This window comes from Pseudoalteromonas sp. Hal040, from assembly GCF_037162425.1.
Classification (GTDB): domain Bacteria; phylum Pseudomonadota; class Gammaproteobacteria; order Enterobacterales; family Alteromonadaceae; genus Pseudoalteromonas; species Pseudoalteromonas gelatinilytica.
Genome location: NZ_JARLUU010000001.1, coordinates 2,226,868 through 2,241,948, shown reverse-complemented (window position 1 = coordinate 2,241,948; position 15,081 = coordinate 2,226,868). Strand labels below are relative to the sequence as shown.

Here is a 15,081-nt window from a genome sequence, read left to right as displayed (position 1 = left end):
GGAAACTCCTGATGTGGTTTGTTGTGTTTTTTACAATTAAGTAACCTGTCATGCCTAGTACCTATATTAGTACTAAAAAATTAAATTCTTTTTGACCTTTGTAACTTGTTGTAAATGATGGTCCGGACGTTGTATTTAATGGTGTCCGCTGGTGTTAATAAAGTTCTATTAATTGGTGTAATGTTTTATTTATTGTTAAAAGTTGGACTTTTGCGTTACTGAAGTGTTGACCTTGGAGAGTTGCGAGTATTATTATCAAAGCTCAAAATTACTGCGTAATATGCATTTTTTTGAATAACTATAAATATTCCATGAATAACATGGTCCAGGGAGAATCAAATGTTAAATAATAAAGTTTCAAAAGCTGTTCGCTTAGCGATTGCTTTTGGTGCAGTTTCTACTGCTGCATTTTCTGCAAGCACATTTGCTGCAGATGAAGAAAACGCAGAAAAAGTTGAGCGCATTCAAGTTACAGGTTCACGCATTAAACAAGTCGATCTTGAGAACAGCTCTCCAGTAACTGTTTTATCAGCGGCAGAAATCAGCCTTTCAGGTGAACCTACAGTTGCTGACGTTTTAAATAACCTTGCTTCTAACTCTTTCGGTTCTTGGAAAGGTGTATCTGGTTACGGTGCAGGTGGTGCAGCTTCTTCTAACATCAACTTACGCGGCCTAGGTTCTGACGCAACACTTGTATTATTAGACGGTCGTCGTATGCCTGGTACAAGTTCATCTTCTGGTTCATCGGCTGATACATCAATCATCCCAATGGCTGTTGTTGAGCGTGTTGAAATCCTTCGCGATGGCGCATCAGCTGTTTATGGTTCATCTGCTGTTGCTGGTGTAATCAATATCATCACTAAGAAAGACTTTGATGGCGTAAGCGTTAAGTACGATTACGAAGTACCTAAAGTTGAAGGTGGCGAAAGCAAAACTTTCTCAATTACTTCAGGTTACACATCTGAAAAAGGTAACATCATCTTCACGTATGAAAACTCACGTGACAATGCAATCTTCGACAAAGAAATTTGGGCGATGGACGATCCTACGTACGGTGCGTACAGCGGTTATAGCCACGTTCCAAACTACAGAATTAATGGTTCAGGAAGCTACATCTCTAATCCTGAGCTTTGTGACCAAACAGCTGACGTAGTAAATGCTATGGATGAGAACGGCGTTGGTGGTTGTTTATATAACTACGGTAACGTAACAAAATTCTACCCAGACGTAGAAAATAACTCATTCTTAACAAACTTCAACTATGAACTGACTGACAACATTCGTCTTGTTGGTCGTGCAATGGCAAGCTTTAACGAAACAAACTCACGTTACGCAGGTACACCAGTATCTACGGGTGCAGTTTGGATGGATGCTGACAACCAATATAACCCAGAAGATGAAGATATCCGTCTTTACATGCGTTCTGTGCCAATTGGTAACCGTGATACTAAAACAGAAGTTGTAACTACAGACATCGTATTAGGTCTTGAGGGTTTCACTGACATCGGTAATGGTCTTGATTGGGAAATCAACTATCAAAACAGCATTTCTAAAACAAACGTTTTTGGTAGCAACCTAGTTAATGACGTAATGCTACAAAATGCCATTAACACGGGTGAGTACGATATCCTAAATACTTCTGGTATGAGCTACGAAGAATGGAACACTCAGTTAACTGAGTTATACCAATACGCAGCTGCACACTGGTACTTACGAAGGTCGTTACGAAAGCCAACAAATTGACGGTTTAGTTTCTACAACGTTCATTGATAATGGTGACTTCGTTATTGCTGGTGTAGTGGGTGCTGAGTTTGAAGAAATTGATTTCACTCAAGTATCTGACCCTGAGTCTGCAAATGGTTTCATCTCTGGTGGTTCAGGCGGTGATGACGTATACGCAACTCGTGACCGTACTGCTGCTTACATGGAAATCCAAGCAAGCTTACCATACGAAATTGATGTAACAGTAGCTGGTCGTTATGAGAAATACGAACAGTCTGGTATGACAAACCTTGGTGAAAAGAGCACGACATTCGATAAAGTTGTTCCAAAAGTAGGTGTTACTTGGCGTCCAACTGAAACATTATTAATCCGTGGTTCTTGGGGTGAGTCTTTCCGTGCTCCTAACATGGGTGAAATGTTCCAATCTTATGCATTAAGCTTCCCAACTGTACGTGATACAGCATGGTGTGATGCTAACCCTGGTCAAGCATTAGAAGGTTACTGTTCTGACGCTGGTGAGCAAGTAGCGACTTGGTTCGGTGGTAATGCAAACCTTACTGAAGAAACGGGTGACTCTACAACGCTTGGTTTCGTATGGGATATCGTTGATGGCTTAGCAGTAGAATTAACTTACTATGATATCAGCTACGAGAACCGTATTGATGACGTAAGTACGACTGAACTTCTACGTATTGAACAAGAAGAAGGTGGTTTAGGTTCTACACCAGACGCTATCGACCGTGCTAATGGTACTGGCCAAATTGATTACATCTACACAGGTTATATCAATAAAGCATCACTACAAACGTCTGGTTTCGATTTCTCAACTCGCTACAAGCATGAAACTAGCTTCGGTGACTTTGGCGTTATGCTAAACGTTTCTAAAGTTATTGAATTTGAAGAGAAAGCTGATAAAGATGCAGAACCGTTTGATTATGCTGGTCTTCAAGATTACCCAGATTGGAAAGCTGATTTAGGTGTTAGCTACTCTTATGAAGATTACAGTGCTTCTTGGACTATGTTCTACGTAGGTGCTCAAGAGTCAGGTAACGAAGAGTGGGGTGTTGATTACCTTGCTGATGTACCTTCATACTTCAAGCATAATGCTCAGTTCACATACACTGCACCAACAAATACTAAAATTTCTGTAGGTGTTAACAACGTATTTGATAAGAAAGCACCTTCTTGGTATGACGGCTTCCGTGATTACCGTGATTCAAGCTGGTCATTATACGATCAAACAGGTCGTTCAATGTACCTTCGTTTAGAACAAAAATTCTAAGCTAAAATAATTAGTATAAGCTCTTAAAACCCTGCTGTAGCAGGGTTTTTTTGTGCGAAATACTAAGTTATAAATTACCTAAATATTTATCGTCATAATTAAATGGAATATTAAAATGAAAATAATATGGTTTTTACTTTTAAGTAGTTTGATCAGTGTATCAATGGATGTAAGTGCTAAAGCACAGGACATCGCAATTGAAGACTTTTTTAAAACGCCTAAGTTTTCCAACTTGCAACTTTCTCCAAATGGAAAGTACCTTGCGGTTTTATCGCCGATCAACGAACGTAGAAATATAGTTGTAATGGAAGTCGATGGTTTTAAAAATGCGAGGCCTATTACAAAGTTTGATGAACAAGATATCAATAGTTTCTCTTGGGCGAATGATGATGACATTATTTTCACACTAGATAGTAATGGTAATGAAGCTTTTAGCATTTACGCCATTGATGCCCACAATAAACGGGCGAAGGTAATACAGTTAGTTGGATCTAAAGTGGGTGCATCTGGAATACGTTCAGCGTCAGTTGTACATTTATTACCAGACGATCCAAAGCATATTCTGGTGCAATATAATGGCCGAAATATCGTTGCTCCAGATTTGTATAAGCTACCACTAGATAGTCGTTGGGATCGTAAGCACGAGCGTAATTACAAAATGGACTTGATTGCAAAAAATCCAGGGAATGTTCAAGGTTGGATGCTTGATCACGATGGCGAGGTACGGGGTGCCTTAGCAATTGAAGGTTTAAAAGGTACTTTACTTTACAAAGGAAAAGGTGAAGAAAACTTTAAAGTACTCCGTGAATACAATGCCGAAGAAGCAAATATTGAACCATTGGCGTTTGATTTTGATAATAAAAAGTTGTTCGTTGCATCCGATCTAGACCGTGATACCAAAGCTATATTCTATTTTGATCCAGAAACGAACAAGTTAGGTGAACAAATATTTGCCCATGATAACGTCGATGTCACATCGCTGAGTTTTTCGCGAAAGCGTAAAAAACTAACGACAATTAGTTATTTTGACAAATACCCTGAAGAAGTATATTTCGATGAACAGACTGCAAAAATGATGACCTCATTAAAGCAAGTATTTACCGATAAAGTTGTGACAATTACCAGTCGCTCTGATGATGAAGTGCTCAATATTGTCTATGCAGCGAGTGACACAGATCCAGGGCAGTATTATTTATTTAATCAAAATGACAATAGCTTAAAAGCATTATTGAGCCCAATGTCATGGATAGATCCCAAAGCGATGTCGCCAATGCAACCGATCGAATTTAAAAGTAGAGATGGCTTAACATTAAATGGTTATCTAACAACTCCTAAAAACTCATCGGGTAAGGCGCTACCTCTCATCGTAAATCCACATGGTGGTCCCTTCGGAATTCGAGATTATTGGGGGTTTAATCCTGAAGCTCAGTTCTTTGCAAGTAGAGGCTATGCGACAGTCCAGGTTAACTTTAGAGGTTCAGGTGGTTATGGTCGAAAGTTTCAGCAAGCTGGCTATGGCGGCAAGTGGGGGGCAGAAATGCAAAATGATATTACAGACACTGTTAACTATCTGGTTTCAGAAGGAATTGTTGATGCAAATAAAGTCTGTATTTATGGTGCAAGTTACGGCGGCTATGCCACAGTTGCAGGCCTTGCGTTTACTCCTGAACTTTACAAATGTGGAATTGATTACGTTGGCGTAACAGATGTGTCTTTATTATTTGAAACATTGCCAAAGCATTGGGAATCGCAACGCGAAGTGCTGGAAATGCAAATAGGCGATCCATCTGATGAAGCCCTAATGAAGCGAATGTCACCGTTGCAACATGTTGATAAAATTAAAGCGCCATTAATGATAGTACAAGGTGCGAAAGACCCCCGTGTAGTTAAGCAACATGCGACAGATCTACGCGATGCACTGGCAAAAAAAGGAGTAATTTTGTCGGATGATGAATGGATAATGAAAGAAAATGAAGGCCATGGTTTTCAAAAGCAAGAAAATAAAGTTGAGCTTTATACAAAAATGGAAAAGTTTTTGGCTAGATATTTGAAATAATTAATTATCAAAAAAGTATAAAAAACCCAGAATTTAAGGTGTGGATCTTGTTCTGGGTTTTTTATTGTTTCGAATATATAAATTAATGTGAAATATATGTAATCAGATTTTTCTCTAATTTTATATACAGGTGAAACTTAAAATTTACATTGAAAAACAATGGTTAAAAAACTGTTGACCAAAAGTTGTCCCTAATATTAGTATTTAATCCCCTTATGAGGTACTAGTACCTTTTAAAGGGTTAAAATAAATTAATAAAGTCATAACATGGATATGACCAGGGAGAATCAAATGTTAAATAATCAAGTTTCAAAAGCAGTTCGCTTAGCGATTGCTTTTGGTGCGGCGTCAACTGCTGCATTTTCAGCTTCGTCTTTTGCTGCTGAAGAAGAAGGTGCAGAAAAAGTTGAGCGAATCGAAGTTACTGGTTCACGTATTAAACGTACAGATATCGAGGGTGCAAACCCTGTAGTTGTAATCGACCGTGCATCTTTAGATAATTCAGGTCAACTAAGTGTTGCAGACGTATTAAACCGCTCAACATTCAACTCATTTGGCTCAATTCAACCATCATCAGGTAGTACTGCGCAAAGCCAGGCAACAGTTAACTTACGTGGTTTAGGTTCTTCTAGAACACTAGTACTAATCAATGGTAAGAAAATGCCAGGTTCACCGGTTATGGGTGGTGGTGCAGCTGACTTAAATACCATTCCTTTTGCGGCTGTTGAACGCATTGAAGTGATGGGTGATGGTGCATCAGCTGTATACGGTTCTGATGCGATCGCTGGTGTAGTAAACATTATTTTAAGAAAAGACTTTGAAGGTGTTCAAGTTCAGGGTCGTATGGGTTCTCCAAGCCGTGATGGTGGTGGTGATGAATCATCATTCTCAATTATCACAGGCCTTAAATCTGAAAACTCTAACTTAGTATTCAGCTATGAGCATGACGAGCGTGATATCATTTTTGCTCGTGACCGTTGGTTCTCTCGTGCAACAGATGATGGTTCAGGTACATTCGCTGGTACAACAGGTCAAAGCTGGTACGGCCGTAACATCCTAGACATGCAAACATTTGAGTTTAATCCAATGATCACTGGTCAAGATTGTTCTCAATATGGTTCAGCATTTGCTTATCATAACGATGCTCCAGACTTCCCAGATGATGATGGCTGTCATTATGATTACACTGCGGTTGCTGCTGACGCTGCATCAACGAAGCGTGACTCAGTATTCGTAAACTTTGATTATGACATCAATGATGATCTAATTTTTAACTTCCGTTCATTACACTCGCGCAACGAGAGTTTTGGTCGTTTCGCACCTGCTGCGGGTTGGTTTACTTTCCCAATCGCGCTTGCTGAAGATACAACTAAAGGTTTAACGGCAGTTAACGAAGGCGACCGTGGTTATTACCGCTTTAATAACGTAGGTACTTCACGTGATACTTGGCAAGTTAGTAACATGGCTGATTGGAGTGCATCTCTAAATGGTATGGGTGACACGATCGACTGGCACGTTGATGCACACTATAACCGTTATGAAATGAACGAGTGGGGCCAAGGCTATGTTCACCGCCCAAGCGTAGAAAATGCAATTGTTGATGGTTGGGATCCTCGTGACCCTGATCAATCGGCATATGCTGAGCAATTAGCTAATATTGCTGCAAACAGTAACCGTCGTTCTGGTAGTACATTACGTGAAGTAACTGCAGGCGTTAGCTTTAATGAGTTAGCTACTTTACCAGGTGGTGAACTTGGCTTATACGTTGGTGCTAGCTACCGCGAAACTGATTACTTTGACCAAGCTGAAGCTCAAAACGAAGCGAAAAACATCATCGGTACTGCTGGTGGTTCAGCAGCAGGTGATCGTACAGAATCAGCTGTTTTTGCTGAAATGTTAATCCCTGTGATTGATACATTAGAGCTTAACTTAGCTGCACGATATGATGACTACAGCGATGTAGGTTCTTCATTTGTACCTAAAGTTTCACTTAAGTATCAACCATTTGATGAGTTAGTGTTACGTGCTGCTTGGGGTGAAGGTTTCCGTGCTCCAACGCTAGAAGATTTATATAAAGCACCACAAGAGTCAGCTTCATCAGCTAAAGACGTTGTGGTATGTTCATCAGCGGGTACATCACGCTCTGATTGTCGTACTCAACAACATACAACTTACTTCATTGGTACTGATTCATTAAAGCCTGAAGAGTCAGAAAGTGTTAGCTTCGGTGTGGTTTATAACGTCACAGATAACATTGATATGTCAGTTGACTACTATGATATTAAAATCACAAACCAAGTTAGCTCTCTATCTACACAAGACGTATTTGACCTTGAGTTAGCGGGCCTTTTAGGTGACCCTGAAAATCCAAATGATAACGCAGCTGGTTATGACCAAGTATCTGTAGACCGTGGTGGTAATCCAACTGGTCGTTCATTACTTGTAACTGCGCCAATGGCTAACATCCCTGGTTTCTCTACAGATGGTTTAGACTTCAAACTAAACGCTGTATTTGATTTAGGTGGTGCAGGTCAACTTCGTTCTAAGTTTGCTTGGTCAGAAGTACTTAGCTATGAAGAACCAGATATCATCGGTTACCCGAACGTTGATAAAATTGGCCGTGCTGGTTTACCGGAAAGAAGAATTAGCTGGGGTTTAACATGGGATATCGAAGCTCACATGTTAAATGTAAACTGGAATCACATTGCTTCAACAGCTGAAGAAACTGAAGATGCAAATGACGAAGGTACTAAGTTCAAAGCTGTTGGTGAGTTATCTTCATATAACATTATTGATGTTAACTATACTTACGCAACGCCTTGGAACCTTGATTTAACAGTTGGTGTTAATAACCTAGCTGATAAAGATCCAGTATTGAACTCTGAACTGGCGTACGACGATACTCTTTATAGCCAAGTTGGTCGTCTGTACTATGCAGGTTTCAAATTTAAGTTCTAAACGAACGATTTAAATACATGTATATTAAAACCCTGCACTTGCAGGGTTTTTTCTTTTATAAACAAATTCACTATAGGTTTTACAGTTATAAAATAATTTATTTTTAAGGTTTAATTATTTACTTAAGCTCTTGCTCAAGATTTATGTGCAGTTGTTTAAATCAATTTATACTCTTATACTTAAAAAACCTTAATAAAAGCGATGTTTCAGTTGAGTTATTTCCATAAAATCATAGTGTTGTTTTTGACGCTGTGTCTTTCATTCGATGTCTTAGCCACACAACTCAAAGCGGGTATCGTTAACTATAATTTTTTCCTTACCATACCCGTGATGCTGATGGGCAGTTTTCGGGTGTTATTGTTGGTTATAGTAATGAAATCGCTCGCTTAGCTGAAGCCGACCTTGAATACCGTGTTTACGACAGTTTAGATGAGTTGTTAGATGCGCTTAAAGTTGGTGAGATCGATTTTGCTGTAGGCCTAAATAAAACCGCACAACGCAAAAAGCATTATTTATTTTCAACACCCTTCATGGAAGCGCCTAGAGGTATTGTCGCAAATCAATCTATCGCGAATGACGCATTAAAAAACTTGGCGAGTCTGCGATGGGTATGTATTACAGGGAGTTCACATTGTGAATACCTAGTTGAAAATGGCGCGCTATTTATTAATCGTTTTATAAAACCCGAAGACGCCTTTAAAAAAGTAGCAGATGGCTCGTTTGATGCCTTTATGGGGGATTACTCAGTATTATCTCATCAACTAAAAAATCGCTCTCAAGAAAACCTGAAAGTTGTGAGCCCAGTTTGGCTATCGAGCGAAACCTTGCATGTAATGTTTAATAAAAGCAAAACAGCATTACGCAATCAAGTTAATTCGGTATTAGCCGCTATTTCACCAACCACGAAACAACTATGGGAAAGTTCTGCAAGTGAAGAATATTTAGCCGCTAAAGCGTATAGTCAATTTAAGCGTGATTTTAACCGTATTGATAAAAAAGAAGAAAATAATTACTTACTGACTTTTTCATTTGTGGATGGTCTCTATCCAATTCATGCGACAAGTAATTTAGGAGAAGCTGACGGCTATTTAAACGATACTCTTGAGCTTTTAGCTCAGCGCAGTGACTTTCAGTTTAAGTATATACCTGCGGCTAATTCGAAAGAGTTGGAACGACTATTTTTGGCCAATAAAATTGATTTAATTCCGACCATGAACCCCACGAAAATTGATGAGGGGGTGTTGATAGCACTGCCAGCTCATTACAGTTTAGAGATGGTGTTGATCTCTAAGCGAGCGAGTAACACCAAGCGAATAGGTTATCTAGAGGTATTTGCCGATCCGAAACAAAAGCTTTTAACGAATGAGTTAGTCGAGACGGTTTCATTTGACTCTATTAAAACGCTATTCTTTGCACTTAGGAATGACAATATTGATGCAGTGATCCTGCCGCAAAGTATTGCAGCGTATCAATTAAACCAATTCTATATTGGTGAGTTTTATATCAATCCGAAATACCGATATACCCAGCCTATTTATTTTTTAGTGAATAAACATTTTTCAGAATTTGCGACTTTGCTAGATAGTCTGTTCAAAACATTGACCAGCAATGATTTTAGCCATGTTGTTAATCGCCATGGTATTTTTAGTATTGAGCGTGGTTATGATAGGAAAACGGTAAATACCACGGCTATTCTCATTTTAATTCTGATTGCCGTTTCGGTGATCTATTTTATTAGCTGGCGTTTAACCATTAACCGTGAAATTGCAAAGCGTAAAGAGGCTGAAGAAGTGGCTCTCAGTAAGCTTAACTTCACGCAAAAATTGATAGATGACTTACCGACTATGGTGGTGATTCAAGATCAGCACCAAAAACGCATTATGTGGAACAGGGCCTACAAAGAAAACTTTGCTCATCTATGGGATGAAAATAACCAATATCTGCGTGGCGATATTAAAGTCGTAAAAAAACTGATTTCACAAAATGAGCAAAGTTTAAATTCAGGTAAAGTTATTAATCAGCATATTAATTACATCAATAAAGCAGGCAAAGAACTGGAACTGCTATATACCAAGAAGCCTTATGTGGGTATAGATGGTGAGCTGGCTGGTATTATGACCGTACTTACAGACGTGACGGAGCATCGTCATTTGCAGCGTGAGAATCAGTCAGTTCAGCAGTTATTGCAAACTATTACAGATACCATACCTGGAGGCGTGTTCCAGTATGAATACTATGACAACGGTGAGGGATGTTATACCTATATAAGTAAAGGGGCACAGAGCTTATTAGGGGTTACGTCGAGAATGATTAATCAGCGCGGTATGACAGGTTGTATTTCGCCTTTTATTGTTGATGAAGATCGTGTGCAAATCGCGAAGAGCTTTAAAGCTGCCAGTAAACTTAACAAAATGATAGATATTGAGTTTCGGATAAATAATCTCGGCCAGCAAATTTGGTGTCGTTATATTGCCAATGCAGAAATTAACAAACGTGACGATAGGCAAGGGGTGAGGTGGAATGGTATCTTGTTAGATATCAGCTTACTTAAACGCCAACAAGCAGACTTAAGTAAAGCCACTCAGCTTGCACATCAAGCTGATTTAGCAAAAAGCCGTTTTATTGCCACCATGAGCCATGAATTGAGAACACCTATGTCTGGCGTGAATGGCTTTATAGAGCTGCTAAAATCATCACCACTTGATGAAGAGCAGCATTATTTGGTGGATCATATCGACAGCTCAGTAACCAAGCTTCGTACATTAGTGGATGATATTTTATATTTTGCTAACACCAGTACGGGTAATATAGAAGTTAAATTACGCGAAGTCGATTTAGAAGCACATTTATGTCGTGTAATGCGTGCCCATGAATACCTTGCTAAGCAAAAAGGGCTTGAGTTCAATCTGATATGGCGCACTGCGGCGTACACGCTCGCATCGGTTGATATAAGCCACCTGATGCAAGTCCTTTCAAATGTGTTAAACAACGCCGTAAAATTTACAGAAAAAGGTTCAATAAGTTGTGACGTGTTATTTGATAAGCAATCTTTAAAAATTGAAATATCAGATACAGGTAAAGGCATGACTGCCGAACAGCTTGCACATACATTTACTCCTTTCGAGCAAGCTGATAACTCTATTCAACGTCGACATGGCGGTACTGGATTAGGTTTGAGCTTGGCAAAGCAACTGGTTGAAGCCATGCAAGGTGAAATCTCCCTTTCTAGCACGTACGGTAAAGGCACTAATGTGTACATTGCTGTGCCACTTAAAAACGTCAGCAAACAAAAACTACAGGCTGTTTCAATCAATTGGGCTGTGTGTAGTCAAGATCATCAGTTATTGAATAACCTTGCAAGTATGGGCGTTAAGCACCACCAATTAAGTTGGCCAATTGATAAAGAAGCATTTTCACAAGCTGTCAATATTCTCATTGATGAGAGCTATATTAAAGCGTTGTGGGGAGAGCAGTGGCAGCAGTCTATTAGTGCCGCAAACAATAACTATATTTTAGTCGCAAGTGCTAAAAAAGCACATAGACCAGCCAATTGTAGCTGTCATATTCTCCCTGTAGAACCATTATACCCAGACACCTTACGCGAGCTTATAAACAGTGTACATACCAGTGAAGATGAGGGCATACCTGCGCAAAATACACAGATACATGGGAAAATATTAATCGCTGAAGATAATAAAACAAATCAGCTATTACTTGAAAAGCAATGCCAAAAACTGGGGATCAAAGCGGTGATGGTTGATGATGGCATCGCTGCACTTAGGGCGCTTGAAACAGGGCATTTTGATTTATTATTAACAGACTGTCATATGCCGGATTTAGATGGGTTTAAATTAACAGAGCAATTACGAAGCCAAGAAAAGTTTAAACGTTTACCAATAATTGGCTTTACTGCAGATGATTCAAAAGAGTGTTTAAATAAAGCACTCAAATCAGGCATGAATTGTGTGCTATTTAAACCATATAAACTCAATGAATTATATAATCGTTTAGTCGAGTTTATCGATTTAAAAACAGATGATTTGCCTAACGGTAACGAAGGGAGTGGTATCAGTTTACAAGGTATAAAAGATAAACAACACTGGTTAACTCTTTTTGGAAATGAGAATGACGCAAAAATGCTCGCTGACGTGTTTATAAGCAGTTTGCAAAGTGACTTAAATACCTTACAAGAGCACTTGGAATCTCAAAATTCAGAAAAGGTTTCTGCAGCAATACATAAGCTTAAAGGCGCTATTGTGATGTTGCAATATCCACCTTTGTCTGAACTAATCGTGACAACGGAAAATACCTTTAACCAACAGCAAGATACATTAATTGTCGAAAAGTTAATTACAGAGCTAAGCGATGTCATATATAAAATTAAGCTATGGCTATAATAAAAAGATAGGATGAAAAATAAACATAGAATAGATTATTTTATGATTTCAACATATACTAGGTCGTGTTGAACATTTAACCTAACTTTTAATATTTAAGAGAGCTCTCAATGAAAGAAATCCGATCTTTTGTTAAATCTGCGTCATTATCTGAATTAGAAAAAGCAAAACAGCTAATCGACACAGCAATCGAGAAATATACTCAACAGCAAGAAGCTAAAAAAGAAGTACTCGATCTACTAAAAGAAAAAGGACTTACATTAGAAGATCTACAGGATGTAGCAACAACGGATAAGCGTACAAAAGTAAAACCAAAGTACCGCATCGAATTTAATGGCGAAATCGTTGAATGGACAGGCCGTGGTAAACGTCCTAAAGCATTCCAAGGTGTGGATTTAACAAAACACCTAGCTTAATTTTTGCTTTAAAGAATATCAAGGGAAGCGTATGCTTCCCTTTTTTATGTCGATTATAGTCCGATAACATGAAGTACGTACTCAGACCCTATCAACAAGAGGCCGTGGCTCGCACGGTTGCTCACTTTCGACAAACAGACGACGCGGCACTGATTGTATTACCAACAGGAGCAGGAAAAAGCCTGGTTATTGCTGAACTTGCACGTATTGCCAAACAAAAAATTATGGTGCTTGCGCATGTTAAAGAGCTGGTAGAACAAAACGCTGAGAAATATATTAGCTTTGGCTTTAAGGCGAGTATTTTTTCTGCAGGGTTAAAACAAAAGTCTTTAACAGAGCAAGTCACCTTTGCAAGTGTGCAATCATTGGCTCGCAATACAGAGCAGCTTACCGATGCGTACTCTTTGTTGATCATTGATGAATGCCACCGTGTAAGCGGTGATGACAACAGTCAATACGGGCAGGTCATAGCGAGTCTAAAAAAACAAAACCCCAATCTTAAAGTGCTTGGCTTAACCGCGACACCATTTCGTATGGGGATGGGCTGGGTTTATCATCATCACTATCATGGTTTTGTTAGAGGGGATAAAGAGGCACCATTTAAAAAGTGTATTTTTGAGTTACCGCCGCGCTATATGATCAAAAACGGCTATTTAACACCACCCCATGAAGTTGATGCAGCCATTAGTCATTATGACTTTTCATCATTACCGAGTGATTCATTTGGCCGGTACAGCATTGAGAATATGAATGCGTTATTAAAAGATAATACACGTGCAACAAAAGCTATTATCAATCAAGTAATAGAATACAGTGAACAGCGTCATGGCGTAATGATCTTCGCAGCAACTGTGATGCATGCCAAAGAAATTACCAGTTACTTACCTGAGGATAGTACGGCACTTATCACGGGTGATACGGATAATAACGAACGTGACCGGATTATTAATCAATTTAAAGCCAAAAAAATAAAGTATTTAGTTAATGTGTCCGTACTCACGACGGGTTTTGATGCACCTCACGTTGATTATATTGCGATTTTACGCCCCACCGAGTCGGTCAGTTTATACCAACAGATTGTGGGTCGAGGCCTGCGTTTAAGCGAAGGGAAAAAAGACTGCTTAGTTGTTGATTATGCTGGTAACGGCTTTGATTTATTTTACCCTGAAGTAGGCAGTAAAAAAGCGCAAAGTGATAATGAACCAGTTCAAGTGCTGTGCCCCGGCTGTGGATTTGCGAATATTTTTTGGGGTAAAACAGACAGCGAAGGCAAAGTGGTTGAGCATTTTGGTAGGCGTTGCCAAGGCTTGCTGGACGATGGTGAAGAGCAAGTACAGTGTGATTACCGTTTTCGTTTTAAAGAATGTGAGCAGTGTGGTGAACAAAATGATATTGCTTCAAGGCAGTGTCAGTCTTGTGGAGCAATGATGGCAGACCCTGATGATAAACTGCGAGAGGCGCTTAATCTCAAAGATGCCTTGGTATTAAGATGTAGTGGTTTATCGGCACAGATGCTCGCAAAAGGTTTACTTAAAGTTAGCTATTATGATGAAGATGGAGCCAGTTGTGATGAGGTGTTTAACTTAGCAAATGACACAGGGCGGTTTATTTTTAATAAGCAGTTTGGAAAACGAGCAGCACCAGGTTTTACCCCGATTGATTGGCAAAGTGCTGAGCAGGTTGTCGATTTACAGCAGCAATTACTGGCACCCGATTTTGTGATTGCGCGAAAAAATAAAAAATATGGTTGGAAAGTGGCTGAAAAGCTATTTGATTATCAAGGCAATTTTCGTAAGGCGAATCAACTACATTGATCCCCTTACGAGATTGTGGGAATGGCTTATTCTTCTTCGGCCATTAAACCCCAGCCATCACCATAACCATTATGGCCATTAGCGATGCTTTCTAAGTATTGTTCAGTTTGGCTAAGTAACGTGTGATCTGGCACCATCTTCACGCGAGTAATGACTTCCCACACCCCAGTATCTGGGCATTTGGTTAACTCTGTTGAAGGGGCAAGCTCATCACTTGCGATGGCTTTAGCAAATTTTTCAGCTTCAGGCTTTTGCTCAAAAAGAATATAGAAATCGATAGTTTGCATACTGGTTAAATCAACACCAGCGTCAGCAATTTCAGCTAATAATTGACCGTTTTCGTCATCAGGGAAGTGCATTTAGTCGCTCATTCATTATAAATCTAGGTATTATCCGCTATTGTAGCGAAAATAATTGTTTAACGCGTACTAATTTT

General features: G+C 39.3%; 8 protein-coding genes and 1 pseudogene. 8 read left to right on the top strand and 1 reads right to left on the bottom strand.

Going from position 1 to position 15,081, the window contains the following annotated elements; genetic code table 11:
* Positions 1-339: 339 nt before the first annotated feature.
* The 8 genes and pseudogenes from P4S60_RS10240 (at position 340) to P4S60_RS10205 (ending at position 14,645) form a co-directional block, all read left to right on the top strand.
* A complete protein-coding gene (locus P4S60_RS10240) occupies positions 340-1,743 on the top strand; it encodes a TonB-dependent receptor plug domain-containing protein (RefSeq protein WP_337115884.1) in 1,404 nt (467 codons plus the stop codon).
* Entirely contained in the window at positions 1,676-3,004 is a 1,329-nt protein-coding gene (locus P4S60_RS10235) for a TonB-dependent receptor (RefSeq protein ID WP_337116853.1), read from the top strand. Before P4S60_RS10240 ends, P4S60_RS10235 begins: the two co-directional genes overlap by 68 nt.
* A 115-nt stretch (positions 3,005-3,119) precedes the next feature.
* Positions 3,120-5,060, top strand: coding sequence for a S9 family peptidase (locus tag P4S60_RS10230; RefSeq protein ID WP_337115883.1), 1,941 nt, complete (start codon positions 3,120-3,122; stop codon positions 5,058-5,060).
* A 291-nt stretch (positions 5,061-5,351) separates the two neighbouring features.
* On the top strand, positions 5,352-8,018 hold the full coding sequence (locus P4S60_RS10225) for a TonB-dependent receptor (protein WP_063707096.1): 2,667 nt from the start codon (positions 5,352-5,354) through the stop codon (positions 8,016-8,018).
* 323 nt (positions 8,019-8,341) lie between these two features.
* A pseudogene (locus tag P4S60_RS21535) lies at positions 8,342-8,902 on the top strand (substrate-binding periplasmic protein); the annotation flags it as partial.
* Between the two features lie 327 nt (positions 8,903-9,229).
* Positions 9,230-12,415 carry an ATP-binding protein gene (locus P4S60_RS10215; RefSeq protein WP_442961484.1) on the top strand — a complete coding sequence of 1,062 codons (3,186 nt, stop codon included), beginning with the start codon at positions 9,230-9,232 and terminating at the stop codon, positions 12,413-12,415.
* Positions 12,416-12,525: 110 nt separating this feature from the next.
* Entirely contained in the window at positions 12,526-12,831 is a 306-nt protein-coding gene (locus tag P4S60_RS10210) for an H-NS histone family protein (protein ID WP_063707100.1), read from the top strand.
* Positions 12,832-12,899: 68 nt separating this feature from the next.
* Positions 12,900-14,645: a DEAD/DEAH box helicase gene (locus P4S60_RS10205; RefSeq protein ID WP_337115882.1), complete on the top strand. Its 1,746-nt coding sequence runs from the start codon at positions 12,900-12,902 to the stop codon at positions 14,643-14,645.
* Between the two features lie 26 nt (positions 14,646-14,671).
* Here P4S60_RS10205 and P4S60_RS10200 read toward each other — a convergent pair whose 3' ends face one another.
* Positions 14,672-15,004 (bottom strand): ribonuclease E inhibitor RraB, encoded by a 333-nt coding sequence (locus P4S60_RS10200; RefSeq protein ID WP_063707104.1) that lies wholly within the window; start codon positions 15,002-15,004, stop codon positions 14,672-14,674.
* Between the last annotated feature and the right edge of the window lie 77 nt (positions 15,005-15,081).

Bases quoted from the DNA above. Each gene is read 5' to 3' on its own strand.
- P4S60_RS10230 (WP_337115883.1), top strand. From the start codon at position 3,120: ATGAAAATAATATGGTTTTTACTTTTAAGTAGTTTGATCAGTGTATCA.
- P4S60_RS10210 (WP_063707100.1), top strand. From the start codon at position 12,526: ATGAAAGAAATCCGATCTTTTGTTAAATCTGCGTCATTATCTGAATTA.
- P4S60_RS10200 (WP_063707104.1), bottom strand. From the start codon at position 15,004: ATGCACTTCCCTGATGACGAAAACGGTCAATTATTAGCTGAAATTGCT.
- P4S60_RS10225 (WP_063707096.1), top strand. From the start codon at position 5,352: ATGTTAAATAATCAAGTTTCAAAAGCAGTTCGCTTAGCGATTGCTTTT.
- P4S60_RS10215 (WP_442961484.1), top strand. From the start codon at position 9,230: ATGAACCCCACGAAAATTGATGAGGGGGTGTTGATAGCACTGCCAGCT.
- P4S60_RS10205 (WP_337115882.1), top strand. From the start codon at position 12,900: ATGAAGTACGTACTCAGACCCTATCAACAAGAGGCCGTGGCTCGCACG.
- P4S60_RS10240 (WP_337115884.1), top strand. From the start codon at position 340: ATGTTAAATAATAAAGTTTCAAAAGCTGTTCGCTTAGCGATTGCTTTT.